This window comes from Pseudomonas oryzihabitans NBRC 102199 (genome assembly GCF_000730625.1).
In the GTDB taxonomy this organism is placed as follows: Bacteria; Pseudomonadota; Gammaproteobacteria; order Pseudomonadales; family Pseudomonadaceae; genus Chryseomonas; species Chryseomonas oryzihabitans.
On the sequence record NZ_BBIT01000002.1, the window covers coordinates 365,695 to 392,184 of the forward strand.

22 protein-coding genes, 2 tRNA genes and 1 pseudogene are annotated in these 26,490 nt (G+C 68.1%); 22 read left to right on the top strand and 3 right to left on the bottom strand.

What is annotated here, in order from left to right; translation table 11 throughout:
• The first annotated feature begins 45 nt into the window (after positions 1-45).
• The 14 genes from asd to POR01S_RS03230 all read left to right on the top strand — a co-directional run bounded on the left by asd (position 46) and on the right by POR01S_RS03230 (position 14,126).
• Positions 46-1,158, top strand: a complete 1,113-nt coding sequence (gene asd / locus POR01S_RS03165; protein ID WP_007158663.1) for an aspartate-semialdehyde dehydrogenase — start codon at positions 46-48, stop codon at positions 1,156-1,158.
• Positions 1,159-1,234: 76 nt separating this feature from the next.
• The gene (locus POR01S_RS03170; RefSeq protein ID WP_027602050.1) at positions 1,235-2,230 is read left to right on the top strand and encodes an aspartate-semialdehyde dehydrogenase; all 996 of its coding nucleotides are present in this window, start codon (positions 1,235-1,237) and stop codon (positions 2,228-2,230) included.
• A gap of 123 nt (positions 2,231-2,353) precedes the next feature.
• On the top strand, positions 2,354-5,032 hold the full coding sequence (locus POR01S_RS03175) for a motility hub landmark protein FimV (RefSeq protein WP_042133692.1): 2,679 nt from the start codon (positions 2,354-2,356) through the stop codon (positions 5,030-5,032).
• Between the two features lie 71 nt (positions 5,033-5,103).
• On the top strand, positions 5,104-5,955 hold the full coding sequence (gene truA / locus POR01S_RS03180) for a tRNA pseudouridine(38-40) synthase TruA (RefSeq protein ID WP_007158660.1): 852 nt from the start codon (positions 5,104-5,106) through the stop codon (positions 5,953-5,955).
• A gap of 54 nt (positions 5,956-6,009) precedes the next feature.
• Positions 6,010-6,639 (top strand): phosphoribosylanthranilate isomerase, encoded by a 630-nt coding sequence (locus POR01S_RS03185; protein WP_042133694.1) that lies wholly within the window; start codon positions 6,010-6,012, stop codon positions 6,637-6,639.
• Positions 6,640-6,849: 210 nt separating this feature from the next.
• Positions 6,850-7,719: an acetyl-CoA carboxylase, carboxyltransferase subunit beta gene (gene accD / locus POR01S_RS03190; protein WP_007158658.1), complete on the top strand. Its 870-nt coding sequence runs from the start codon at positions 6,850-6,852 to the stop codon at positions 7,717-7,719.
• Positions 7,719-9,011, top strand: a complete 1,293-nt coding sequence (gene folC / locus POR01S_RS03195) for a bifunctional tetrahydrofolate synthase/dihydrofolate synthase (protein WP_042133696.1) — start codon at positions 7,719-7,721, stop codon at positions 9,009-9,011. Before accD ends, folC begins: the two co-directional genes overlap by 1 nt.
• A gap of 3 nt (positions 9,012-9,014) precedes the next feature.
• Positions 9,015-9,680, top strand: a complete 666-nt coding sequence (locus POR01S_RS03200) for an SPOR domain-containing protein (protein WP_027599653.1) — start codon at positions 9,015-9,017, stop codon at positions 9,678-9,680.
• A gap of 54 nt (positions 9,681-9,734) precedes the next feature.
• Positions 9,735-10,280 (top strand): CvpA family protein, encoded by a 546-nt coding sequence (locus POR01S_RS03205; RefSeq protein ID WP_007158655.1) that lies wholly within the window; start codon positions 9,735-9,737, stop codon positions 10,278-10,280.
• 81 nt (positions 10,281-10,361) lie between these two features.
• Positions 10,362-11,870, top strand: a complete 1,509-nt coding sequence (gene purF / locus POR01S_RS03210) for an amidophosphoribosyltransferase (protein ID WP_007158654.1) — start codon at positions 10,362-10,364, stop codon at positions 11,868-11,870.
• A 10-nt stretch (positions 11,871-11,880) separates the two neighbouring features.
• Positions 11,881-13,092: an O-succinylhomoserine sulfhydrylase gene (locus POR01S_RS03215; RefSeq protein WP_042133698.1), complete on the top strand. Its 1,212-nt coding sequence runs from the start codon at positions 11,881-11,883 to the stop codon at positions 13,090-13,092.
• Entirely contained in the window at positions 13,089-13,856 is a 768-nt protein-coding gene (locus tag POR01S_RS03220; protein WP_042133700.1) for an SDR family oxidoreductase, read from the top strand. The genes POR01S_RS03215 and POR01S_RS03220 overlap by 4 nt, the downstream gene beginning before the upstream one ends.
• A gap of 79 nt (positions 13,857-13,935) precedes the next feature.
• Positions 13,936-14,011: transfer RNA gene (locus POR01S_RS03225), tRNA-Val, on the top strand.
• 38 nt (positions 14,012-14,049) lie between these two features.
• Positions 14,050-14,126: transfer RNA gene (locus POR01S_RS03230), tRNA-Asp, on the top strand.
• 138 nt (positions 14,127-14,264) lie between these two features.
• Here POR01S_RS03230 and POR01S_RS24200 read toward each other — a convergent pair.
• The 3 genes and pseudogenes from POR01S_RS24200 to kdgR form a co-directional block, all read right to left on the bottom strand.
• Positions 14,265-15,128 carry a methyl-accepting chemotaxis protein gene (locus POR01S_RS24200; protein WP_420893585.1) on the bottom strand — a complete coding sequence of 288 codons (864 nt, stop codon included), beginning with the start codon at positions 15,126-15,128 and terminating at the stop codon, positions 14,265-14,267.
• A pseudogene (locus POR01S_RS24205) lies at positions 15,120-15,947 on the bottom strand (MCP four helix bundle domain-containing protein); the annotation flags it as partial. The pseudogene POR01S_RS24205 and the gene POR01S_RS24200, both read right to left, overlap by 9 nt.
• A gap of 121 nt (positions 15,948-16,068) precedes the next feature.
• Positions 16,069-16,851, bottom strand: a complete 783-nt coding sequence (gene kdgR / locus POR01S_RS03240) for a DNA-binding transcriptional regulator KdgR (protein ID WP_027599650.1) — start codon at positions 16,849-16,851, stop codon at positions 16,069-16,071.
• Between the two features lie 193 nt (positions 16,852-17,044).
• Here kdgR and POR01S_RS03245 point away from each other — a divergent pair, with 193 nt between their 5' ends.
• From POR01S_RS03245 to uxuA, 8 genes are all read left to right on the top strand, one after another.
• Positions 17,045-18,340, top strand: a complete 1,296-nt coding sequence (locus POR01S_RS03245; RefSeq protein ID WP_255211789.1) for an MFS transporter — start codon at positions 17,045-17,047, stop codon at positions 18,338-18,340.
• Positions 18,327-19,238 (top strand): SMP-30/gluconolactonase/LRE family protein, encoded by a 912-nt coding sequence (locus tag POR01S_RS03250; protein ID WP_042133707.1) that lies wholly within the window; start codon positions 18,327-18,329, stop codon positions 19,236-19,238. The genes POR01S_RS03245 and POR01S_RS03250 overlap by 14 nt, the downstream gene beginning before the upstream one ends.
• Complete coding sequence (locus POR01S_RS03255) at positions 19,235-20,218, top strand: sugar kinase (RefSeq protein WP_042133709.1); 984 nt, start codon at positions 19,235-19,237, stop codon at positions 20,216-20,218. The genes POR01S_RS03250 and POR01S_RS03255 overlap by 4 nt, the downstream gene beginning before the upstream one ends.
• A gap of 4 nt (positions 20,219-20,222) precedes the next feature.
• Positions 20,223-21,434 (top strand): D-mannonate dehydratase ManD, encoded by a 1,212-nt coding sequence (manD, locus tag POR01S_RS03260; RefSeq protein WP_042133711.1) that lies wholly within the window; start codon positions 20,223-20,225, stop codon positions 21,432-21,434.
• Positions 21,435-21,448: 14 nt separating this feature from the next.
• Positions 21,449-22,477, top strand: a complete 1,029-nt coding sequence (locus POR01S_RS03265; protein ID WP_042133713.1) for a Zn-dependent oxidoreductase — start codon at positions 21,449-21,451, stop codon at positions 22,475-22,477.
• 70 nt (positions 22,478-22,547) lie between these two features.
• The gene (locus tag POR01S_RS03270) at positions 22,548-23,825 is read left to right on the top strand and encodes an MFS transporter (protein ID WP_042133715.1); all 1,278 of its coding nucleotides are present in this window, start codon (positions 22,548-22,550) and stop codon (positions 23,823-23,825) included.
• Complete coding sequence (locus POR01S_RS03275) at positions 23,822-25,255, top strand: mannitol dehydrogenase family protein (RefSeq protein WP_042133717.1); 1,434 nt, start codon at positions 23,822-23,824, stop codon at positions 25,253-25,255. Before POR01S_RS03270 ends, POR01S_RS03275 begins: the two co-directional genes overlap by 4 nt.
• 1 nt (position 25,256) lies before the next feature.
• Positions 25,257-26,441, top strand: coding sequence for a mannonate dehydratase (gene uxuA / locus POR01S_RS03280; RefSeq protein ID WP_042133720.1), 1,185 nt, complete (start codon positions 25,257-25,259; stop codon positions 26,439-26,441).
• Positions 26,442-26,490: the final 49 nt, after the last annotated feature.

The window sequence follows — 26,490 nt, forward strand, 5'->3', positions numbered from 1 at the left end:
GCCAGGGGAGGCGGCCGTCCTCAAGACAACAAAGGTGCAGTAGCGATGAAACGTGTAGGTCTGATCGGTTGGCGTGGCATGGTGGGCTCCGTGCTCATGCAGCGCATGCTCGAAGAGCGGGATTTCGACTTGATCGAGCCCGTGTTCTTCACCACCTCCAACGTCGGCGGCGAAGGCCCGGCCATTGGCAAGGGCGTGGCGCCGCTCAAGGATGCCTACAGCATCGACGAGCTCAAGACCCTCGACGTCATCCTCACCTGCCAGGGCGGCGATTACACCAGCGAGGTGTTCCCCAAGCTGCGCCAGGCCGGCTGGAAAGGCTACTGGATCGACGCGGCCTCCAGCCTGCGCATGCAGGATGACGCCGTCATCGTGCTGGACCCGGTCAACCGTCGCGTCATCGACCAGGCCCTGGCCGATGGCCGCAAGGACTTCATCGGCGGCAACTGCACCGTCAGCCTGATGCTGATGGCCCTGGGCGGCCTGTTCGAAGCCGGTCTGGTGGACTGGATGAGCGCCATGACCTACCAGGCTGCCTCCGGCGCCGGTGCGCAGAACATGCGCGAGCTGATCCGCCAGATGGGCGCCACCCACGCCGCCGTCGCCGACAGCCTGGCCGATCCGGCCAGCGCCATTCTGGACATCGATCGCCAGGTCGCCGAGACCCTGCGCAGCGAAGCCTTCCCCACCGAGCAGTTCGGCGTTCCCCTGGCCGGCAGCCTGATTCCCTGGATCGACAAGGAACTGCCCAACGGCCAGAGCCGCGAAGAGTGGAAGGCCCAGGCCGAGACCAACAAGATCCTCGGTCGCTTCAAGAATCCGATTCCCGTGGACGGCATCTGCGTGCGCATCGGCGCCATGCGCTGCCATAGCCAGGCGCTGACCATCAAGCTCAACAAGGACGTGCCGCTGTCCGACATCCACGGTCTGATCAGCCAGCACAACCCCTGGGTCAAGCTGGTGCCGAACAACCGCGACGTCAGCATGCGCGACCTGACTCCGGCTGCCGTCACCGGCACCCTGAGCGTGCCGGTCGGCCGCCTGCGCAAGCTGAACATGGGCTCCCAGTACCTGGGCGCCTTCACCGTGGGCGACCAGCTGCTGTGGGGCGCCGCGGAGCCGCTGCGGCGCATGCTGCGGATCCTGCTGGAACAGTAGGTCGACGGCTAAACGTTTGCTTAGGGAGGAGGGCCGCCAGTAAAGTGCGGCCCTCTTTCGTTGCGGACGCCTCATCATGACTGCCAGAGATATCGCCCTCGTCGGCGCCACCAGCGCCTACGGCGAAGCCATTCGTGAACTCCTCGACGAGCGTGACGTGCCCCTCGGGCGGCTGCACCTGCTCGCCAGCGGTGAGTCAGCGGGGCAGAATCTGCCCTTCCGAGGCAGCAACCTGCGCGTCACCGGGCTCGAAGGCTTCGATTTCGCCCAGGTCGGCATCGCCATCCTCGCCGTGCCCGCCGCCGTGGTGGAAAGCCTGAGGCCGCAACTGGCCGCCGCTGGTTGCGCCGTGCTCGATCTCAGCGGCGCTTCCGCCGCGCTGTCCGTACTGCCGCGCATCAATGGCGAACGCCTGGACAGCCTCGCGGCGAACGCCTGGCTCGGCGTTCCCCTGGCGGCTGCCCAGGCCGCTGCCAGCGTGGCCGCCGTGCTGGCCCGCCTGAATGCGCTCACCGATGCGTCCCTGACCGCCTGCCTGGCGGCCTCCGGTGCCGGCCGTGGCGGCGTCGAGGAATTGGCGCGGCAGGCCACCGAATTGCTCAATGGTCGCCCGGTGGAAGCCCGGCTGTTCGAAGGCCAGCTGGCCTTCAATCTGCTCGGTCGCACCGGTGCACCGGCCGCGGATGGCTATACTGCCCAGGAACATCGCCTGCTGGACGAATGTCAGCAGGTGCTGGGAGCGACCTTGCCAGTGCTGGATGTCACGGCCCTGCAGGCCCCGGTCTTCTTTGGCGACAGCCTGGCGCTGAGTCTGAGGGGTAAGGAGCAATGGCAGCTGGAGCAGGTGCTCGAGGCCCTGGGTGACGAGCCGGGTCTGGCGCTCGACGAAGACGTCGATTGTCCGTCGGCGGTCGGCGATGCCCTGGGGCGGGAAGAGGTGCTGGTTGGGCGAGTACGGCGACATCCGCGGGATGCGCGACGGCTGGAATGCTGGCTGGTGGCGGACAATGTCAGATTGTCGGCACTGACGGCCGTTCAGCTGGCCGAATTGTTGCTTAAACAGTCGGCCTAAAAGATACTTCGTGAAATGCTTCGCCCTTTTGGCTTGAGTAAAAGGGCAGTGGACGTGGCACGCAGCGATGGACACAGGCGCCCGCACGGTGGCGCGATCGACAGCTTCTAAAAAGGGACGGTCATGGTTCGAGTTCAGAAACTGGTGCGGGCAATTGCAGCGGCGAGCGCCTTGATGTCTGGCGCGGCCCAGGCGCTCAGCCTGGGGGAGATCCACCTCAACTCCGCCCTCAATCAGCCCTTCGATGCCACCATCGATCTGTCGGACCTGCGTGACCTCGGCACCGCCGACTTGCGCCCCAATCTGGCGTCCGTCGAAGAGTTCGGCAAGGCCGGCGTCGACCGTGCCTTCTTTCTCAACGACCTCAAGTTCACCCCGGAGGTGCGCAACGGGCGCACCGTCATCCGCGTGACCTCGGCACGTCCGGTGCGCGAGCCCTATCTCAACTTCCTGCTGGAAGTGAACTGGCCCAGCGGCCGTATCCTGCGCGAGTACACCGTGCTGCTGGATCCGCCGCTCTATACCCCGCAGGCCGCCGCCGCGCCTTTCGCGCCCCAGGTCCCGGCCACGCCGCGAGCACGCGCCAACACGCCGAGCGCACCGCGTCCGGCCACGCCGCCAGCCGCGCCGGCGCCGAGTGCGACCCAGACGCCTGGCACCTACACCACCGAGCCGCGCGACACCCTCTGGGAAGTGGCGGCGCGCAATCGCCCTGCCTCCAGCGTCAGCGTCGACCAGACCATGCTGGCGATCCAGGATCTGAATCCCGACGCCTTCATCGATCGCAACATCAATCTGATGAAGAGCGGGCAGGTGCTGCGCCTGCCCGATCAGGCCCAGGCCGGTACGCGACCCCAGCGCGAGGCGGTCGCCGAGATCGCTCGCCAGACCCGTGCCTGGAAGCAGGGTGGCACCGCCGCACCAGCCGGTACGCCGCGCCGTCAGGTGGACGCCTCCGCCCAGCCGAGCGGCAACGAGGCGCCGGCCGCCGCCGCCCCCAGGGACAATCTCAAGCTGCTCTCCGGTCAGCCGGCCGGGCGCGCGGGCGAGTCCGCCGGTGGCAAGGGCGGTGACCAGTCCCTCGCCGATCGCCTGGCGGTGACCCAGGAAAGCCTGGACACCACCCGCCGCGAGAACGAAGAACTCAAGAGCCGCTTGGGCGATCTGCAGTCGCAACTCGACAAGCTGCAGAAGATCATGCAGCTCAAGGATGCCCAGCTGGCGCGGATGCAGGCCAACATGGCCAATCCGCAGGCTGCGGGCCAGCCGGCCCAGCCGCCGGCGACCCCGGAAGCCGCGGCGCCGGTCGCGCCTGCGCCGACCGAGAACACCGCCACGCCGGCGCCCCAGGAGCCGACGGCAGCGACCCCGGCCATGCCGGTCGAGGCCACCCCTGCGCCCGCCACCACGCCGCCGGCCAGCGAGGCGGGTACCGGCTCGGCGCCGCCCGCGGCCAGCGAGCCCAAGGTCATTCCGGTCACCCCGAGCACCCCGGCCACCGAACCCACCGAGGCCACCAACAGTTTCCTCGACGAGATCCTCAGCAATCCGCTGTGGCTGGGCATCATCGGCGGCAGCGCGTTACTGGCGCTGCTGGTGCTGCTGATGATCAACTCGCGCCGCAATGCCGTGAAGGAGGCCGAGCGTGAGCGCGACGCCGAAGCCGCGCGCAGCGATACGGTGTTCGACGCCGATCCCGAACTCGGTGATCACCACGCGCTCGCCGGCCTGGAATTGAACCAGGGTACCCAGGACGCCGCACGAGACGCCGATGCCCAGGACGATGCCCTGGGTCAGGCCGACATCTACATGGCCTATGGTCGCTTCAGTCAGGCGGCCGAGGTGCTCAAGAAGGCCAGCGACCAGGAGCCCCATCGCGCCGATCTGCGCCTCAAGCTCATGGAAGTCTATGCCGAGATGGGCGACAAGGACGGCTTCCAGCGCGAAGAGCGCGAACTCAAGGAGATCGGCGGCGCCCAGCCGGCGGTCGAGCACCTGAAGTCGCGCTATCCGGCCATGGCCACCGTCGCCGTGGCCTCCGCTGCGGTCGGCGCGGCTGCCCTGGCCGCCGCCCACGAACTGAGCGAGGAGCAATCCCGCAACCAGGGCTTCTCGGCCACCGAGGACAGCCAGGACTTCGATCTGTCCCTGGATGACTTCGGCAGCGAGGACACCCAGGGTCATCAGCCTGCCGGTCCGGCCGAGGAGCCGCTGTTCGGCGAGGCCTTCGCCGATGCTCAGGCCAAGGCGGCCGACCCGCGCGACGATTTCGACTTCGATCTCAATTTCGATGCCGAACCCGCGGCCACCCCGGCGGCGACTCCCGCCGCCAAGGACGACGTCTTCGCCCTGGACTTCAGCGAATTCGAACGGCAGGGCGACCTGGCGCACGAGGAGCCTCTTGCGGATTCCAGTGCCGGCTCGGCCTTCGACGAGCCGCTGGCGCCGCCGGCGACCTCGACGACCGACGCCGAATTGCCCGCGAGTTTCGATCTGTCCGACTTCGACGACGAGCAGCCGGCGCCCAAGCGCGAAAGCGACGAGGAATTCGCCGCCCGCCTGCAGGAGGCCTCCCGCCAGTTCGATGCGGAGACCACCAGCGGCACCACCGGGGGCGATGGTCTGGACGACTTCGACTTCCTGTCCGGCGAAGACGAGACCGCCACCAAGCTGGACCTGGCGCGTGCCTACATCGACATGGGCGATCCGGAAGGTGCTCGGGACATCCTCGACGAGGTGCTGGCCGAGGGTAACGCCGGGCAACAGCAGGAAGCGCGCGAGATCATCGCCCAGCTCAGCTGAGGCTGGCCGGACTTGGCAGAGGAGGGGAGGCGCTATAAGCTGCCTCCCCTTTTTTTCGCCTGGCCGTCGCCTTGGATTTTCTAGACCCCACCATCATCGTCCCGCCGCAGCGCATCGCGCTCGGCGTCGAGTACAAGGGCGCCCGCTATCGCGGTTGGCAGCGCCAGCAGCCGGGCGTGCGCTCCGTTCAGGAGACCCTGGAAGACGCCCTGTCCGAGGTCGCCGCGGCGCCCATCGCGCTGCATTGCGCCGGGCGTACCGACTGTGGCGTGCACGCCACCGGCCAGGTGGTGCATTTCGAGTCCCCGGTCGCGCGGCCACTCAAGGCCTGGGTGATGGGCACCAACGCCAATCTGCCGTCCGACATCAGCGTCACCTGGGTCAAGCCGGTCAGCAACGAATTCCATGCCCGTTTCAGCGCCATGGCGCGGCGTTACCGCTATGTGATCTACAACGATCCGATCCGGCCTGCGCACCTGGCGGAGGAGGTCACCTGGAATCACCGTCCGCTGCGCATCGAGCCCATGCGCGAGGCAGCCCAGGTGCTGCTCGGTACCCATGATTTCACCTCCTTCCGGGCCAAGGCCTGCCAGGCCAAGTCGGCGATCAAGACCATCCACCACCTGCGCCTCTGGCAGAGCGGGCGGCTGATCGTGCTGGACATCCGCGCCAACGCCTTCCTGCATCACATGGTGCGCAACATCGCCGGGGTGCTGATGGCGGTGGGCTGTGGCGAGCGACCGGTGGAGTGGGTCGCCGAGGTCCTCGCGGCGCGGGAGCGGCGCCTGGGTGGCGTCACTGCCCATCCCTACGGCCTCTACCTGGTGGACGCCGAATATCCCGAGAGCACGCCGGTGCCCAAGCGGCCGCTGGGTCCGCTGTTCCTGGGGCATATCCCCGAGCTGGATGACCCCCAAGGCTGACGCTGCGCGGGTGGTCTGCTAACATCCATCGATTTGGAACGAGGTCATTCCGGTTTGGCTAACGTTCGAGTGAAGATCTGCGGGATCACCCGGGTCGAGGATGCGCTGGCCGCCGCGGCCGCCGGCGCCGATGCCATCGGCCTGGTGTTCTATGCGCGCAGCCCACGGGCGGTGAGCGCTGCCCAGGCGCGCCAGATCGTCGCGGCGCTGCCGCCCTTCGTCACCAGTGTCGGGCTCTTTGTCGATGCCTCTCCCTGCGAGATCGAGGAGACGCTGGACGCCGTGCCCCTGGACCTCCTGCAATTCCACGGCGACGAGACCCCGGCGCAGTGCGCCCGGTATCGCCGTCCCTATATCAAGGCCCTGCGCATGCGCGAGGACATCGACCTCGCCGCCATCGCCCGGGACCATGCCGGCGCCCGCGGGCTGCTGCTCGACACCTATGTCGCCGGCGTACCCGGAGGGACCGGTCAGGCCTTTGACTGGACGCGGGTGCCTCGGGATCTGTCGCTGCCGCTGATCGTGGCCGGTGGCCTGGACGCGACCAACGTCGCCACCGCCATCGCCGCGTCCCGCGCCTATGGCGTGGACGCGAGCGGCGGCGTAGAGCAGGCCAAGGGCATCAAGGATGCCGCCGAGATCGCGCGTTTCGTGGCGGCCGTGCGGGGTGCGCCGGTCGCCTGATGTGACCCTCGTCGGGTGGTTGCCGTCCACACCTGCGACATATTCAAGCAGATCCGCCCTGGTGGGCCTGCCGTCCGACTCTTCGGGAGTCGGCATGAGACAACAGGGTGGCGACCCGGGCAACAGCGGGCGCTGCCGAACCTATTACAGATGCTCAAGGAAGGCGCGGCCACGGTCGCGCTGGGAGCCCATGCAAGTGGAGAGAGATGCATGAGCAATTGGCTGGTCGACAAACTGATTCCTTCCATCATGCGGTCCGAGGTGAAGCGCAGTTCGGTGCCGGAAGGTCTTTGGCACAAGTGTCCGGCCTGCGAAGCGGTCCTCTACCGTCCGGAGCTGGAAAAGAACCTGGACGTGTGCCTGAAGTGCGGTCACCACATGCGCATCAATGCGCGACGCCGCCTGGACATCTTCCTCGACGCCGAGGGCCGTGAAGAGCTGGGCACCGAGCTGGAGCCGGTGGACCGCCTGAAATTCCGCGACAGCAAGAAGTACAAGGACCGTTTCACCGCCGCGCAAAAGGAAACCGGCGAAAAAGACGCCCTGATCTCCATGCGCGGCACCCTCAAGGGCATGCCGGTGGCGGTCTGTGCTTTCGAATTCTCCTTCATGGGTGGCTCCATGGGCGCCGTTGTCGGCGAGCGCTTCGTGCGCGCGGCCAACGTGGCCCTGGAAGAGCGTTGCCCGCTGATCTGCTTCTCCGCCTCGGGTGGTGCGCGGATGCAGGAAGCGCTGATCTCGCTGATGCAGATGGCCAAGACCTCCGCGGTGCTGGCGCGTCTGCGCGAAGAGGGCATCCCCTTCATCTCGGTGCTGACCGATCCGGTCTATGGTGGCGTCTCCGCGAGTCTGGCGATGCTGGGTGACGTCATCGTCGCCGAGCCCAAGGCGTTGATCGGCTTTGCCGGTCCGCGCGTGATCGAGCAGACCGTGCGCGAAAAGCTGCCGGAAGGCTTCCAGCGCAGCGAATTCCTGCTGGAGCACGGCGCCGTCGACATCATCGTCTCGCGCAAGGAATTGCGTGATCGCCTGGCGCGTCTGCTGGCGACCTTCCAGCACCAGCCGGTACCGGCGGCCTGATGGCTTCGCGCAGCCTCGCGCAGTGGCTGGCCTATCTCGAGCAGCTGCATCCGTCGGCGATCGACATGGGCCTGGACCGGGTGCGCGAGGTCGCGCAGCGGCTGGGTCTGACCCGGCCGGCCCCGCGGGTGGTGACCGTGACCGGCACCAACGGCAAGGGCTCCACCTGCGCCTTTCTCGCCAGTCTGCTGCGCGCCAGCGGACAGCGGGTCGGCGTCTATGCCTCGCCGCATCTGGTGCGCTACAACGAGCGCGTCGATGTGGACGGCACCCTGGCCAGCGATAGCGATCTGTGCACCGCCTTCGCCGCGGTGGAAGCCGCGCGGGGCGAGATCAGCCTGACCTATTTCGAAGTGGGTACCCTGGCGGCCTTCTGGCTGTTCGAGCGTGCCCGGCTGGACGTCGCCATCCTCGAAGTCGGTCTGGGCGGACGCCTGGACGCGGTCAATCTGATCGACGCCGATCTGGCGCTGGTCACCAGCATCGGCCTCGACCACGCCGAATGGCTGGGCGACACCCGCGAAAGCGTCGCCGTGGAAAAGGCCGGTATCTTCCGCGCCGGCAAGCCGGCCCTCTGTGGCGATCTGGAGCCCCCCGCGCCACTGATCCAAGTCGCCGAGCGCCTGGGTGCTCCCTTGCTGCTGCGCGGCGAAGCCTTCGACCTGCAGATCGAGAGCGCCGGCTGGTTCTGGCGCGGGCGCGATGCCCAGGGCAACGCCCTGGCGCTGCCCGGTCTGCCGTTGCTCGACCTGCCCATGGAAAATGCCGCCCTGGCCTTGCAGGCCTACGCCTTGCTCGACCAGCCCTGGCTGCCGGAGCAGATCGCCGCGGCCCTGCAGGCGACGCGCATGACCGGACGACTCGATCGCCGCCAGGTCGAGCGGGCAGGGGAGACCCGTAGCGTCCTGCTGGACGTGGCCCACAATCCCCACGCCGCCGAGTACCTGGCCCGGCGTCTGGCCATGAAGCCGCTCGCCGGCGTGCGTCGCGCGGTGTTCGGCGTCCTGGCCGACAAGGACCTGGACGGCATCCTGGCGCCCCTGGAGGGCCTGTTCGCCAGCTGGGCGGTGGCGACCCTGCCGACCCCGCGCAGTCGCGACGGGGCCGAGGTGGCCGCACGCCTGGCTGCACGCGGTGTCCAGGCCGAGGCCCATGCCTCCCTGCTGGCCGCCTTCGAGGCGCAACTGGCCGCCAGTGCGGCCGACGACGAGGTGGTCGTGTTCGGCTCCTTCTACAGCGTCGCCGAGGTGCTCGCGCAGCTCTCTTCCCCATCCGAATCCGCGGAGGCATAACCCATGCTCAAGCAAAGAGTCATCGGAGCGCTGGTGCTGCTGGCGCTGATCATCATCTTCGTGCCCATGCTCTTCAATCGCCAGGACGACGCCCGCAAGGTGGCGGTCGAGGCGCCGCCCCAGCCGGCCGCACCCACGGTGCCCGCGACCGAGGTGCAGCCGGTGCAGACGCCCGAGGCGCCGCCCGTGGTGGTGGTACCGGACGAGCCGGCCAAGCCGCTCGGCAAGCCGCAGACCCCCATTGCCGGTACCGCCGGCCAGGCGCCGACGCAGAATGCGCCGGTAAGTCCCGCGCCTGCCCAATCCCAGCCTGCCGCGCCGGTCGCCAAGGCGCCCGCCACCCCTGCACCCGTCGCAAGCGCGCCGGCAGCACCCGCAGCTACACCGGCGCCGGCGGCCAAGCCGGACTCGCGGCTGGGCGCGGCCAATCTGCCCAACAGCTGGTCGGTCCAGCTCGCCAGCCTGTCGTCCCGGCCCAGCGCCGACGCCCTGCAGGCCAAGCTGCGCAGCCAGGGCTACAACGCCTATGTGCGCACCGCCGACGGCATGAATCGCGTCTTCGTCGGGCCGGTGATAGAGCGCAGCGAGGCGGATCGGCTGCGCGATCAGCTCAACAAGCAGAATGGCGTCAAGGGGTTCGTCGTGCGCTTTCAGCCGGAGCGCGGTTAACCCGGTCACAAGGCTCTGCTAGAATGCAGGGCCTTTTTGTAAGTGGACCTTGCCGTGGGCTTCACCTGGGTGGACTGGGCGATCGTCGCCGTTGTCATCGTTTCCAGCCTGATCAGTCTCAGGCGCGGCTTCGTCAAGGAAGCGTTGTCACTGGCCACCTGGATCGTTGCCGGTGGCGTGGCCTGGGTCTTCGGTGGGGCACTGTCCACCTATCTGGTCGACTATATTCAGGTGCCGTCCGGGCGAGTGATCGCCGCCTGTGTCATTCTTTTCGTGCTGACGCTGCTGGTGGGTGCCCTGGTGAGCTTCTTGCTTGGCGAACTGATCCGCGTCACCGGATTGTCGGGCACCGATCGCTTTCTCGGCATGGCCTTTGGCGCCGCCCGCGGTGCCTTGCTGATCACCGTGGCCGTGGGGCTGTTGAGCCTGGGGCCGGTCCAGCAGGATGGCTGGTGGCAGCAGTCGGTGCTGGTTCCACATTTTCTGCTGGTGGCCGATTGGTCGAAGAATCTGCTGTTGGGCTTTGCCGGCCAGTGGCTGGGCGCGACGCCCATGCCCAGTCTGCAACTGCTGCCGCAGCTGGGGCCCAAGGCTCCTTGAACGCTTTTCCAGGCCTCGCCTTGCGGGGTCATCCTGCGATGGTCCGCCGTCGCATCACTTGAAACAGTGGGGTCGCGTCACATGTGTGGCATCGTAGGTATCGTGGGCAAGACGAACGTCAACCAGTCTTTGTACGACGCGCTCACCGTCCTTCAACATCGCGGTCAGGATGCCGCCGGTATCGTCACCAGCCTGGACGGTAAACTCTTCCTGCGCAAAGACAACGGCCTGGTCCGCGATGTCTTCCAGCAGCGGCACATGCAGCACCTGGTCGGCCACATGGGCATCGCCCACGTGCGCTATCCCACCGCCGGCAGCTCCAGCTCCGCCGAGGCGCAGCCGTTCTACGTCAACTCGCCCTATGGCATCACCCTGGCGCACAACGGCAACCTGACCAACGTCGAGCAGCTGTCCCGCGAGATCTACGAATCCGATCTGCGCCACGTCAACACCACCTCCGATTCCGAGGTGCTGCTCAACGTCTTCGCCCACGAGCTGGCGGTGCGCAACAAGCTGCAGCCGACCGAGGACGACGTCTTCGCCGCGGTCTCCGAGGTCCATGAGCGCTGCCGTGGCGGCTATGCCGTGGTGGCCATGATCACCGGCTACGGCATCGTCGGCTTCCGCGATCCCAACGCCATCCGCCCCATCGTCTTCGGCCAGCGTCACACCGAATACGGCGTGGAGTACATGATCGCCTCCGAGAGCGTCGCCCTCGACGTACTCGGCTTCACCCTGATCCGTGATCTGGAGCCGGGCGAGGCGGTGTACATCACCGAAGACGGTCGCCTCTACACCCGCCAGTGCGCGCAGAATCCGCAGTATGCGCCCTGCATCTTCGAGCACGTCTACCTGGCGCGTCCGGATTCCATCATCGATGGCATCTCGGTCTACAAGGCGCGCCTGCGCATGGGCGAGAAGCTCGCCGAGAAGATCCAGCGCGAGCGCCCCGAGCACGACATCGATGTGGTCATCCCGATTCCGGACACCAGCCGTACCGCGGCGCTGGAGCTGGCCAACCACCTGGGCGTCAAGTTCCGCGAGGGCTTCGTCAAGAACCGCTACATCGGCCGGACCTTCATCATGCCCGGCCAGGCCGCGCGCAAGAAGTCGGTGCGCCAGAAGCTCAACGCCATCGAGCTGGAATTCCGCGGCAAGAACGTGATGCTGGTGGACGACTCCATCGTCCGCGGCACCACCTGCAAGCAGATCATCCAGATGGCCCGCGAAGCCGGCGCCAAGAAGGTCTACTTCTGCTCGGCGGCCCCGGCGGTGCGCTTCCCCAACGTCTACGGCATCGACATGCCCAGCGTGCACGAGCTGATCGCCCACGGCCGCACCACCGAGGAAGTCGGCGAACTGATCGGCGCCGACTGGCTGATCTACCAGGATCTGCAGGACCTGCAGGAAGCCGTGCGCACCCGCAAGGCACCCAAGGTCGAGCAGTTCGACTGCGCGGTGTTCGATGGCGAGTACATCACCGGCGACGTCGATGCCGCCTATCTAAACCGGATCGAGCAGGCGCGCAACGACGCGGCCAAGGTCAAGCACAAGGCGGTCAGCGCCATCATCGATCTCTACAACGACTAAGGAGCTGCACATGAGCCAAGACTGGGATGCCGGACGCCTGGACAGTGATCTCGAGGGCGCGGCCTTCGAGACCTTGGCGGTGCGGGCAGGGCAGCAGCGCTCGCCGGAAGGCGAGCATGGCGAAGCCCTGTTCCTGACCAGCAGCTACGTGTTCCGGACCGCCGCGGATGCCGCGGCGCGCTTCGCCGGCGAGGTGCCGGGCAACGTCTATTCGCGCTACACCAACCCCTCGGTCCGTACCTTCGAGACCCGCATCGCGGCCCTTGAGGGCGCAGAGCAGGCGGTGGCCACCGCCTCGGGCATGTCGGCCATCCTGGCGATGGTCATGAGCCTGTGCAGCGCCGGCGACCATGTGCTGGTCTCGCGCAGCGTGTTCGGCTCGACCATCAGCCTGTTCGAGAAGTACTTCAAGCGCTTCGGCATCGAGGTGGACTATCCGCCGCTGGCCGATCTGGACGCCTGGCAGGCGGCCTGCAAGCCCAACACCCGGCTGTTCTTCGTCGAGTCGCCGTCCAATCCCCTGGCCGAGCTGGTGGACATCGCCGCCCTGGCCGAGATCGCCCATGCCCAAGGCGCGCTGCTGGCGGTCGACAACTGCTTCTGCACCCCGGCGCTGCAGAAGCCGCTGGCGCTGGGTGCCGACATCGTCATCCATTCGGCGACCAAGTACATCGACGGTCAGGGCCGTGGCATGGGCGGCGTGGTCGCCGGTCGTGCCGAGCAGATGAAGGAGGTGGTGGGTTTCCTGCGTACCGCAGGGCCAACCCTGAGTCCCTTCAACGCCTGGCTGTTCCTCAAGGGCCTGGAGACGCTGAAGATCCGCATGCAGGCGCACAGCCAGACCGCACTGGAGCTGGCGCGGTGGCTGGAAGGCCAGCCCGGCGTCGAGCGGGTCCACTATGCCGGCCTGGAAAGCCATCCGCAGCATGAGCTGGCGTGCCGCCAGCAGAGCGCCTTTGGCGCCGTGGTGAGCTTCGAGGTGGCCGGTGGGCGCGACGCCGCCTGGCGCTTCATCGACGCCACCCGGATGATCTCCATCACCACCAATCTGGGCGATACCAAGACCACCATCGCCCACCCGGCGACCACCTCGCACGGGCGGCTGTCGCCGGCCGAGCGCGCCAATGCCGGGATCAGCGACAGCCTGATCCGCATCGCCGTGGGTCTCGAAGACCTGGGCGATCTGCGCCAGGACCTGGCCCGCGGACTGGCGGCGCTATGAGTCTGACGTTTGCACCGGTAGAGCTGCGCGTCGCCCTGGTCACCGGCGCGGCGCGTGGGATCGGGTTGGGTATCGCCGCCTGGCTAATAGCCGAAGGCTGGCGGGTGGTGGTGGCCGACATCGAGCAGGAGCGCGGCGCCAAGGTGGCCGCCGCCCTGGGTGAGCGGGCCTGGTTCGTGGCCCTGGACGTGGCCGACGAGGCGCAGGTGGAGGCCGCCGTGGCCCTGGTGATCGGCCAGTTCGGTCGGCTGGACGCCCTGGTCAACAACGCCGGTCTCGCCACCGCCCAGGGCCAGCCGCTGGAAAGCCTGGCGCTGGCCGAGTGGCGCAAGGTGCTCGGGGTGAATCTGGACGGCCCCATGCTGATGGCCAAGCATTGCGCGCCCTATCTGCGCGAGCAGCAGGGCGCCATCGTCAACATCGCCTCGACCCGCGCCCGGCAGTCCGAGCCCCACAGCGAAGCCTATGCCGCGAGCAAGGGCGGGTTGCTGGCCCTGACCCATGCCCTGGCCATCAGCCTGGGCCCGGAAGTGCGGGTGAATGCCCTCTGCCCTGGCTGGATCGATGCGCGCGATGCCCATGTCCGCGAGGCCGAACCCCTGTCCGCCGCCGACCACGAGCAGCATCCGGTCGGACGGGTAGGGACGGTGGAGGACGTGGCGGCCTGCGTGGCCTGGCTGCTCGGCGGCAACGCCGGTTTCATCACCGGCGAGGCCATCACCCTGGACGGCGGCATGACCCGCAAGATGATCTACCTGGAATAGCGCCCGTAGAAAATAAAATTGGAAAAATCCTTGACGGATCAAGGGGCTACGAGGAGAATGCGCGTCACCCGAAGGGGATGGCTGATTAGCTCAGCTGGGAGAGCACCTGCATCACACGCAGGGGGTCGGCGGTTCGATCCCGTCATCAGCCACCAAACTCTTCGGGAAGTGTTCCGCAAGGTACACGCAATGCGCGGCGGTAGTTCAGTCGGTTAGAATACCGGCCTGTCACGCCGGGGGTCGCGGGTTCGAGTCCCGTCCGCCGCGCCATACGAGTCGTTCCGGGTCCTCTGAACTGCCCGAACGACGCAAGAGAAGCTGCCCCAGGGCAGCTTTTTTGTGCCTGGAGAAAAGGCCGGCCGATCCTTCGCGGACTGGCGCCGTTTTGGCGGCCAGCGCCGGCCCCGGTCAAATCACGAATTCCGCCACCACCTGACGGAGACCGGCCGCCAGGCGCGATACCTCGTTGCTGGCGCTGGAGGTCTGGCTGGCGCCCGCGGCGGTCTGGTCGGACAGGTCCTTGATGCTGATCAGACCCCGGTCGATGTCCTTGGCCACCAGGGCCTGTTGTTCGGCGGCCGTGGCAATCAGCGCCGTACGCTCGTCGATGCCACCCATGGCCCCGGCGATGGCCAGCAAGGCACCATTGGCTTCCCGGGCAACGGCCAGGGATTGCTCGGCGGTCTGGCTGCTCTGCTGCATGGCCTTCACCGCGTCCGTCGAATCCTGCTGGATGGTGCCGATCATGGCCTCGATCTCCCGCGTCGACTGCTGGGTGCGGTGGGCGAGGGCGCGGACCTCATCCGCGACCACGGCGAAGCCGCGACCCTGATCGCCGGCGCGTGCCGCTTCGATGGCGGCATTGAGCGCCAGCAGATTGGTCTGCTCGGCGATGGCGCGGATGACGTCGACCACGTTGCTGATGGCCTGGGCGCGTCCCGACAGCGTCTGGATCTGGCCGCTGCTCTGATCGACCTGGGTAGCCAGCCGTTCGATGGCGGTCAGGGTCGCGGCCACGTGTTGCAGGCCGGCCTGGGTAAGGGTGCTGCCCCTTTGCGAGGCGCCGGCGCTTTCCTCCGCGTGGCGGGCCACCTCGTCCACCGCGGCGCTCATTTCCGTCACCGCGGTGGCCACCTGGCCGATCTCGTCGTTTTGCCTGAGCAGGCCGCGATTGCCAGCGTCGATCACCGCGGTCATCTCCTCGGCGGCGGCGGCCAGCTGACTGGAGCTGTCCGCCAGATGGGCCACGGTGTCGCGCAGATTGGCCTGCATGCCGGCCAGGGCGGTCAGCAGGCCGGCGGCCTCGTCGCGACCCGTGACCTGGATGTCTTCGGCAAGATCCTTGTTGGCGATCCGCTGGGCGATGCGCAGGGCTTCGCCGATGGGCAGGGTGATGCTGCGTGTCAGCAGGAAGGCCAGGGCGATGGTGGCCAGCAGGGTGGCGAGGATCAGCCCCACGACCCAGGCCAGGCCGTGGTCGTAGATCCGTCCCGCTTCGATGCCCGAGGCGACGGCGCCCCGGTCATTCAGCGCGGCCAGGTTTTCGATCTGCGTCTGCAACTGGTCGGCGGCCGCGCGCATGCCACCGTTGGCCAGGGCCTCGGCACCGGGCAGATCCCCCGTCCGGTAAAGGGTCTCGAAGCTGTCCAGCAGGCCCAGATAAGCCGTGGCCCCGTCCTGTACCGCCTGGTACAGCCGCTGCTCCGCATCGCTGGACACCAGGGGTGCATAGTCCTTTACCCCGGTGGCGAAGCGGCTGCGCAGATCGACCAGGGCCGTGGCCATTTCCGGCTGGCGCGCGGGGTCCCGGGTGCCCAGGGCTCTCAGGCTTTCGAGGCGCAACCTGAGCAGCGCCGCGGTCATCTGGCCGGCCTGGCGAACGCTGGGCATCCAGTCCGTTTCCACCTCGATTTCCGACTGCCTGAGTTGCCGCATCTGGATCAGGGCGATAGCCCCGAGCGCGATGACGATTGCTACGATAACCGAGAAGGCCAAGGCCGACCGGCGACCCACCTTAAGTGTGCGCATCATCATGACAGTCACCGTGAGGGTAGCCCCGGCGGGACACCGGGTTGGAGTTGTGATGTGCATCACACGCTATAGGGGGTGGCTTAGCGGCGGCTTAAGGCCGAGCCGGCCATAGGACCATTGGTCTGACTATGGCTGGACGCTCGAATCAGTGCCCTCGTGGGAGCGACGATCCCGGCTGGCGCTAGCCGGCCGGGGCACCCATCTGCGCCGAGATGCGCGCCGTGGTGGCGAGCATCTGCTCGACGTACTCGGCCTTGAGGTCTTCGCGGAAGCGGAAGCAGGGAAAGGACACGCTCAGGCCGGCGATGACCTGGCCGAAGCGATCGCGGATCGGCGCCGCCAGGCATCTCATGTTGGCCTCGAATTCCTCGTGGTCTTCAGCGAAGCCCAGCTCACGAACCCGCGCCAGTTCCGCGAGGTAGGCGGCCAGGCTGTCGAGGGTGTTGGGCGTGCGACGGACAAAGGTCTCCTGGGCGAGGATCTGCCGCACCTCGGCTTCTGGGCGCCAGGCCATCAGCACCTTGCCGATTCCCGTGCAATACAGCGGAGCCCGCCGACCGATGCGTGAATACATGCGCAGGGTGTAGCGCGAATCGAGCTTGTGCACATAGACGATGGCGCCCTCGTCGAAGATGCCGAGGTGGACGGTCTCGCCGGTGAGGTCGTTGAGCAGGCGCATGCCCGGTTCGGCTTCGCGGACCAGCTCCAGCTGGGGCAGGGCGCGGGCACCCAGTTCGAACAGCTTGACGCTGAGGCGGTAGCGGTCCTCGGCGTCCTGGACCACATAGCCCAGCGCCTTGAGCGTCTGCAGGAAGCGGTGGACGGTGCTCTTCGACAGGTCCAGCTGCTGCGCCAGCTCCGAGACGCCGCAGTCGTCCTCGCGCTCGCCGAGCGCTTCGAGCACCGCCAGGGTGCGCCCGACGGCGCTGACCATGTCATTGCCGAGTTGCTGATTCTTTTCCATGGGACCGCCGGTCGCCTGGTTGCCGGAACACTGTTCCATTCTGATTGACGGATGCGGGAAAGGCCAGCAACACTGTCCGCCAGCGAATGGAACAACGTTCCAAAGCATTTCGCGCGTAAGGGTCTTCTCTCACCGCTGGCGGTCGCCGGCGGTGCGAACAAAAACAACAACGGAACCCGCGACGATGAAATCCATGACCAAGGCCCCGGGCGCATTGGCGCCTGCCGTTCGTACCCCCCGCTGGCTGCCTCGCGCCCATCCGGTGTCCTGGCAGATGCTGGGCATCACCACCCTGGCGATGCTGATGATCTCGGTAGATCGCCAGCTGTTGCCGACCGTGCTGCCGGCGATCATGCAGGAATTCGGACTGGACGCCGCCCAGGGCGGCTGGCTCAGTTCGCTGAGTTTCGTCGGCACCCTGGTCGGCGCCCTGGTGGTGGGGGTGCTGGCCGACAGCGTCGGTACCGGCCACCGCCGTGCCTGGAGCTGGGTGGGAGCCTGCGCCCTGACCATAGGCTCGGCCTTCGCCACCGTGTACGCGCGCTCGCTGGGCGCCCTGCAGGTGCTGAGATTCACCATGGGCCTGGGCACCGGCGCCATGGAGCCGGTCAACATCGCCGTGGCCAGCGAATTCTGGCAAAAGGAAAATCGCGGCTTCGCCCTGGGCGTCCACCATACCGGCATGCCCCTGGGTCAATTCGTCGGCCCGGTTTTGATGGGGTTGATCCTGGCAAATGGCGACTGGCGCGCCACCTTTCTCTGGATTCCCCTGATCGGTCTGCCGATCATCCTGCTGCAGCTCTACCTCGGCCGCCGCCGCAACGAGGAACAGGTCTATGCCTGGATCCGCGAGGAGGGGCTGACCGTGCCGGTCGACACCGCCGCGCCGGTCTCGCGCAATCCGCTGAGCAACCTGCGCCAGGCCTTCGCCGAGCGCAACGTGCGCCTCTGCCTGGTGATGAACTTCCTGTTTCTCTGGACCGAGATGGGCGTGGCCACCTTTCTGACCTACCAGCTCACCAGCCAGCTGGGGCTGAGCCTGGCCGAGGCCGCGGTGATTTCCGGCGCCTCGGGGCTGGTGGGCTGGGCGGGGCAGATCTTTTGGGGGACGCTGAGCGATCACCGCGGTCGCAAGTTCGCCCTGGGCATCCTGACCGTCGGCTTCTCGATCTGCGTGGCCCTGTGCATGTTCATCGACAGCCGCGCCATGGCCTGGACCCTGCTGCTGGCCTGGGGCCTGTTCCGCAACTCGCCCTATGTGGTGCTCTATTCGCTGGCGGTGGATTCCTCGCCCCGCGCGGCCGGCAGCGGCCTGGGTCTGCTGATTGGCGTGGGCCTGGGCCTGGCGGGCTTTCTGGTGGGGCCGGTGGCCGGCTACGTGATCGAGCATTTCGGCTGGCACTGGAGCTACGCCATGCTCGCCCTGAGCTGCCTGCTGGTGCTGATACCGCTGCGCTTCGTGGAGGAGACCCAGCATGGCGCCACCTGAGTGCCTGTTCGACCATAGCGATGAACTGGGCGAAGGCCCGGTCTGGGATACCCGACAGCAGCGCCTGCTATGGGTGGATATCCTGGCCGGTCGCCTGTTGCGCGCCGCGCCGCAGCCGGCGGCTCCGGTCGAGGTACTGGAGTTCGGCCAACCGCTGGGCTGCGCCGTGCCCCATGTCGATGGCTCCACCTGGCTGGCCCTGAGCGACGGCGTCTGGCGCCTGGCCGCCGGCGCCGCCCAGCCGACGCCCATTGCGCAGCCGCCCCGGGCGGTCCATGGGCCTCAGCACCGTTTCAATGACGGCAAGTGCGATGCGCTCGGCCGCTTCTGGCTGGGTACCACGCTGCTCGACGAGGCGCCCGGCGGTGGCCGGCTGTATTGCCTGGACCTGGATGGCCAACTGCATCAACGCCTCGACGGCATCACCGTGTCCAACGGCCTGGGCTGGAGCCCGGACAACCGGACCTTCTACTACATAGATTCGCCCACCCGCCGGGTGCAGGCCTTCGACTTCGATCTCGCCAGTGGCCGGCTCGGTCGCGGACGCACCCTCATCGACTTCGGCGAGCAGCCCGGCGTGCCCGATGGCCTGGCCGTGGACAGCGAGGGCGCCCTGTGGATCGCCCACTGGGACGGCTATCGCCTGAGTCGCTGGAGCGCCGAGGGCGTATTGCTCGCCTGGGTGGAGCTGCCGGTGGCGCGGGTCACCTCCTGCGCCTTCTATGGCGCGCGCCTGGAGCAGTTGCTGATCACCACCGCCCGGGTGGGTCTCGATGATTCCGCCCGCCAGGCGCAACCCCTGGCCGGGCGCAGCTTTCGCCTCGATCCCGGCGTGACCGGCCTGGCGGTGTCCGCCTGCCGCGTCCGGGTTCCGGACCATCCTCAGGAGTCTGCATGACGCTACCCCTCGTTTCGTCCCCCCTGACCCGCATCGGCCTCATCGGCGAATGCATGGTCGAGTTGCGCAGTCAGGAAGATGGCCAGCTGGGCCAGGCCTTTGGCGGCGATACCCTGAATGCGGCGGTCTATCTGCGGCGGCTGCTCGGGGATGACCCGGTGCAGGTGGATTACCTTACCGCGGTGGGCGACGACAGCCTGAGCCAGGCCATGCGCGCACGCTGGCGGGAGGAGGGGGTGAGTGACGCGCGGGTGCGGGTATTGCCCGGGCGCCTGCCGGGACTCTATCTGATCCAGACCGATGCCGACGGCGAGCGGCGGTTTCTCTACTGGCGCGGCGAGGCGGCGGCGCGGGAGTGTTTCGACGGCGCCGAGGCGCAGCCGCTGCTGGCGGCCCTGGCCGAGTATCAGCTGCTCTATCTCAGCGGCATCAGCCTGGCGGTGCTGACCGATACCGGTCGCGAGCGGCTGCTGGAGGCCCTGCGCCAGGCGCGCGCCGCCGGCACCCGCATCGTCTTCGACAACAACTACCGGCCGCGGCTGTGGCCGAATCTGCAGGCGGCGCGCACGGCCTATCACCGGTTGCTGCAGCTCGCCGACCTGGCGCTGGTGACCTGGGAGGACGACGCCGCGCTGTCCGGCTTCGCCGACGAGGCGGCGCTGCTTGCCCAGTACGCCGAGTGGGGCGTGGCCGAGGTGGCGCTCAAGCGCGGCGCGCGCAGCTGCCTGCTGCAGCATCGCCAGGGGCGCCAGGAGGTGGCCGGCGAAGCCGTGGCCCGAGTGGTGGACACCACCGCCGCCGGGGATTCCTTCAGCGCCGCCTACCTGGCCTGCCGCCTCCAGGGCGGGGCGCCCGAGGTGGCCGCCGCCTGGGGGCATCGCCTCGCCGCCACGGTCATCCAGCATCCCGGCGCGCTCATCCCGCGTGCCGCCATGCCGGCGCTGCCGCCCCTGATTCCCGCGCTCACTGCCCAGGCCTGAAGCCATGAAGATCACCGAAGCCCGCGTCATCGTCACCTGTCCCGGTCGCAACCTGGTCACCCTCAAGATCGTCACCGACGAAGGCCTCTATGGCCTCGGCGACGCCACCCTCAACGGCCGCGAACTGGCGGTGGTGGCCTACCTGGAAGAGCACGTGCTGCCGGCGCTGATCGGTCGCGACGCCCATCGCATCGAAGACATCTGGCAGTACCTCTATCGCGGCGCCTACTGGCGGCGCGGACCGGTCACCATGACCGCCATAGCCGCGGTGGACGTGGCGCTCTGGGATCTCAAAGCCAAGGCCGCCGGTATGCCGCTGTACCAGCTGCTCGGCGGCAAGAGTCGCGAGCGGGTGATGGTCTATGGCCACGCCACCGGCAAGGACATCGAGAGCTGCCTGGACGAGGTGGCCCGCCATGTGGAGCAGGGCTATCGCGCGGTGCGGGTGCAGTGCGGGGTGCCGGGCATTCCCACCACCTACGGCGTGGCCAAGCGCGAGGGCGAGCGCTACGAGCCGGCCGACAGCGACCTGCCGGCCGAGCACGTCTGGGACACCGCCAAGTACCTCAATCACGTGCCCAAGCTGTTCGCCGCGGTGCGCGAGCGCTTTGGCGACGACCTGCACCTGCTGCACGACGTGCACCACCGGCTGACGCCCATCGAGGCGGGACGGCTGGGCAAGAGGGTCGAGGAATACAACCTGTTCTGGCTGGAGGACTGCACCCCGGCGGAAAACCAGGAGGCCTTCCGCCTGATCCGCCAGCACACGACCACGCCGCTGGCGGTGGGCGAGGTGTTCAATTCCATCCACGACTGCCGCGAGCTGATCCAGGAGCAGCTGATCGACTATATCCGCGCCACCCTGGTGCATGCCGGCGGCATCACCCACATGAGGCGCATCGCCGATCTGGCCGCGCTCTACCAGGTGCGCACCGGCTTCCATGGCGCCACCGACCTGTCGCCGGTGTGCATGGGCGCGGCGCTGCACTTCGACACCTGGGTGCCCAACTTCGGCATCCAGGAGCACATGCCCCACGAGGCGCGCATCGAGGAGGTCTTTCCCCATGCCTATCGCTTCGACGACGGCCATTTCACCCCGGGCGAGGTGCCCGGCCACGGCGTGGACATCGATGAAGACCTCGCCGCCCGTTATCCGTACAAACGCGCCAGCCTGCCGGTGAACCGGCTGGTGGATGGCACCCTGTGGCACTGGTGAAGGAGGAGTCCAGGATGAAAGCCTTTCAGGTCAGAGCGCCCCACGAATTCAGCATCGCAGAGGTCGCGGTACCCACGCTGGCGCCCGGTGAGGTCCGCGTCGGAGTGGCCTATGCCGGCATCTGCGGCTCGGACATGCACATCATCCATGGGCAGAACGCCTTCGTGCGCTTTCCCCGCGTCACCGGCCACGAGTTCGCCGGCGTGGTGCGCGAGGTGGGCGAGGGCGTGAGCGGCCTGGCGGTGGGCGATCCGGTCTGCGTCGATCCGGTGATCGCCTGCGGCAGCTGCTATCCCTGCCGCATCGGCCGGCCCAATGTCTGCAGTCGCCTGCAGGTGCTTGGGGTGCACCGCGATGGCGGCTTCAGCGAAGAGGTCTGCGTACCCGCCGTCAACGCCCATCGCCTGCCACCCGGTCTGCCGCTGGCCCAGGCCGCCCTGGTCGAGCCCTACAGCATCGCCCTCAATGTGCTGGAGCGGATGCAGTTCCTGCCCGGCGATGGCCTGCTGATCTACGGCGCCGGCGTGATCGGCCTGACCCTGGTGCAGATGGCCCGGGCGCTGGGCATCGCCGACATCACGGTGACCGATGTGCTGGACGATCGCCTGGCCACCGCCCGGACCCTGGGCGCGACCCGCACCCTCAATGGTCGCGAGACCAATGTCGAGGCGGCCATGCGCGAAGCCACCGGCGGCGAGGGCGTGCCGCTGATCGTCGACGCCGCCTGCCATCCGGCCTTGCTGCCGGAGATCGTCCGGCTGGCGTCGCCGGCCGGGCGCATCGGCCTGCTGGGCTTCAGCGCCACGCCCAGCGAGCTGGTGCAGCTGGAGATCATCAAGAAGGAACTGACGCTGGTGGGCTCGCGGCTCAACAACGGCCGATTTCCGCGGGTCATCGAGCTGCTGGCGGCGGGCCGGCTGGATGCCGCGGCGCTGATCAGCCACCAGGTGGCCAGCCAGGAGATGCCGGGCGCCATCGAGCTGATCGAAAGGCACCCCGAGCAGACCCGCAAGGTGCTGGTGCAATGGGGTGGCAACGCCTGACAACACGGGCTCCCCAAGGGGCGCCGCTGCGATGCCTTACCGAATAAAGACAATGAGCGGGAGGTAACAAATGGCTGGACAAGGTCGTGGACTGGTACTCGTCATGCTGTTCCTGGCGGGGGTCGTCAACTATCTGGATCGCTCTGCGCTGTCGGTGGCGGCGCCGCTGATCCAGAAGGACTTCGCACTCAGCGCCGGCGAGATGGGGTTGCTGTTCAGCGCCTTCTTCGTCGGCTATGCGGCGTTCAACTTCATCGGTGGCTGGGCCGCCGACCGCTATGGCGCCAAGACCACGCTGCTGCTGGCCATGGTGCTCTGGTCGGCGTTCAGCGGCCTGACGGTGCTGGCCTCGGGCTTCGCCGCGCTGATCGTGATCCGGGTGCTGTTCGGCATGGCCGAGGGGCCCCTGAGCGTCTCCACCAGCAAGATGGTCAACAACTGGTACGCGCCCCACAACCGCGGCCGCACCCTGGGCCTGTCGATGTCGGGCACCCCCCTGGGCGGCGCCATCTCCGGCCCCATCGTCGGCGTGATCGCGGTGGCCTACGGCTGGAAGGTGTCCTTTGTCGTCATCATGCTGATCGGCTTCGTCTGGGCGGTGGTCTGGTACCTCTGGATCAAGGACAAGCCAACCGGCCAGCTGGCCGCCGACATCGCCGCCGAGGAGCGCGCCGTGGCCGTGGTGGACACCGAGGTCAGGCCGCTCAAGTACTACCTGCGCCAGCCCACGGTGCTGTTCACCGCCCTGGCGTTCTTCGCCTACAATTACACCCTGTTCTTTTTCCTCACCTGGTTTCCCAGCTACCTGATCCAGGCCTATGGCCTCAACGTGAAGGACATGAGCATCGCCACGGTGATCCCCTGGGTGCTGGGCTTCATCGGCCTGGCGGTGGGCGGCTATCTGTCCGACTGGGTGTTCCGCAAGACCGGCCGGCTGATGTTCTCGCGCAAGGTGGTGCTGGTGAGCTGCCTGCTGGCCTGCGCCCTGTGCATCGCCGTAGCCGGCCTGGTCAGCACCCTCTATGCCGCGGTGGCCCTGGTGGCGCTCTCGGTGTTCTTCCTCTACCTGACCGGGGCGATCTACTGGGCGATCATCCAGGACACGGTGCCGGCGGCGCGGGTGGGCGGGGTGAGCGGTTTCATGCACTTCCTGGCCAACACCTCGGGCATCATCGGCCCGGCGGTGACCGGCTACCTGGTGCAATTCACCGGGGCCTTCACCAGCGCCTTCCTGCTGGCCGGCGCCCTGACCGTGATCGGTTCGCTGTGCGTGGCGCGCTTCGTCAAGCCGCTGGCCGAGCGGCCGGCCGATGAACCTGCCGCACTGGCCACCGGAGGCGCCCGATGAGCGATTTCGAACGTATTCCTTCGCGCTATCCGGCGCCCGCCATCGGCATCGTCCACCTGGGCCTGGGCGCCTTCCATCGTGCCCACCAGGCGGTCTATCTGGAGCGCAACCTGGCTCGCCATGGCGGCGGCGCCTGGGGCCTGTGCAGTGCCAACCTCAGATCGGGGCGGGCGCTGGTGGAGACCCTCAGCGCCCAGCAGGGCCGCTATCACGTGGCCGAATACCGCAACCGGCGCGAAGGGGTGCTGCGCGAGATCGGCGCCCTGCGCGAGGTGCTCTACGCCGGCGACGGCGGGGCCGGGCGCGAGGCCCTGCTGGCCCGGCTGGCCGATCCCGGGGTGCGCATCGTCACGCTGACGGTGACGGAAAAGGGCTATTGCCTGAGTCCGGCCAGCGGCGCGCTGCGCCGCGACGATCCCGGCATCGTCCACGACCTGGCCGAACCGCGGGCGCCGCGCACCGCGCCGGGGCTGCTGGTGGAAGGCCTGCGCCGGCGCCGGGCGGCCGGCATCGCGCCCTTCACCGTCCTCTGCTGCGACAACATGCCGGACAACGGCCAGCGGACCCGCCAGGCGGTGGTGTCCCTCGCCGAGGCCCAGGACGCCGGGCTGGCGGCCTGGATCGCTACCGAGGTGGCCTTTCCCTGCAGCATGGTGGATCGCATCGTCCCGGCCATGGACGAAGCCGCCTTCGCGCGGTTGCGCGATCTCGGCTGCGATGACCCGGCCGCCGTGGTCGGCGAGGCCTTCAGTCAGTGGGTGGTCGAGGACCGCTTTCCGCAAGGGCGCCCGGACTGGGAACATGAAGGGGTGCAGATGGTGGCGGACGTCCGTCCCTTCGAGACCATGAAGCTGCGCCTGCTCAATGGCAGCCATTCGCTGCTGGCCTATGTCGGCAGCCTGGCCGGTCACGGCACCGTGGCCGAGGCAATGGCCGATGAACGCCTGGCGGCCCTGGTGCACCGCTACATGAGTCGCGAGGCGGCGCCGACCCTGGACATGCCGGAAGGCGTGGATCTGCCGGGCTATGCCCAGGCGCTGGTCGCGCGCTTCCGCAACGATGCCCTGCAGCACCGCCTGCGGCAGATCGCCATGGACGGCTCGCAGAAGCTGCCGCAACGCTGGCTGCTGGGCGCCCGGCAGCTGCTGGAGCAGGGCGGTGATCCGGCCTGCACCGCCCTCGGCGTGGCGGCCTGGATCCACTATGGTGAAGGCGAGGGCGAGGCGCTGGACGATCCCCTGCGCGCCACCCTGGCCGCCTTGCCTACGGGCGCGGCGCGGGTGGACGCCGTGCTGGCGCTGGCCGAGGTCTTTCCCCCCGACCTGGCCGCGCACCCCGTCTTTCGCGCCGCGGTGCAACGGGCCCACGCGCGCATCGCCGCGGCGGGTATCGAAGCGGCCATCGCCGATCTGACCGAGCAAGGAGTCTGACATGGAACACACCTGGCGCTGGTTCGGCCCGCGCGATCCCATCTCTCTCGCCGACATCCGCCAGACCGGGGCCACCGGCATCGTCACGGCGCTGCACGAGATCGCCAATGGCGAGGTCTGGCCGGTGGCCGCCATCGCCGAGCGCAAGGCGCTGATCGAGGCGGCGGGGCTGTCCTGGTCGGTGGTGGAGAGCATCCCGGTCCACGAAGACATCAAGCGCGGCCTGCCGGGTCGCGAACGCTATCTGGAGAACTACTGCCAGAGTCTGCGCAACCTCGCCCAGTGCGGCATCGACGTGGTCTGCTACAATTTCATGCCGGTGCTCGACTGGACCCGCACCCAGCTGGCCCATCGGTTGCCCGACGGCGGCTGGGCGCTGAGATTCGATCAGGACGCCTTCGCCGCCTTCGATCTCTGCATCCTGCAGCGTGACGGCGCCGAGGCCGAGTACAGCACCGCGGAGATCGAACGGGCGCGCCGCTATCACGCCGGGCTCGACGACGCCGGTCGCGACGAACTGGTGCGCACCCTCATCGCCGGTCTGCCGGGCGCCGAGGAGGGCTATACGGTGGCCGACCTGCGCGCCCTGCTGGCCACCTATGCCGGCATCGACGCCGCGCGGCTGCGCGAGCACCTGGCGACCTTTCTCCAGACCGTAGTGCCTGTGGCGGAAGAAGTGGGCATCCGCCTGGGGGTGCATCCGGACGATCCGCCGCGACCGCTGCTGGGTCTGCCCCGGGTGGTCTCCACCGCCGCCGATGCCCAGTGGCTGCTGGATGCTGTGCCGAGCCCGGCCAACGGCCTCACCTTCTGCACCGGCTCCTATGGCGTGCGCGCCGACAACGACCTGGTGGCCATGGCCCGCCAGTTTGCGCCGCGCATCCATTTCGTCCATCTGCGGGCGACCCGGCGCGAGGCGGATCCGCGCAGCTTCCACGAGGCCCATCACCTGGACGGCGACGTCGACATGGTCGGGGTGATCCGCGAACTGGTGCGCGAGGAGCGTCGCCGCGCACGCGACGGCGGAGCGCGCCTGCCCATGAGGCCGGACCATGGTCATCAGCTGCTGGATGACCAGGGGCGGCGGACCAATCCGGGCTATTCGCTGATCGGCCGGCTCAAGGGGCTGGCGGAATTGCGCGGCGTGGAACAGGCCGTGCGGCAACTGGAAGAGGAGGGCGGTTGATGCGGATCTGCACCTATCAGGCACCCCTCAGGCGTGATCCGGACCAAAT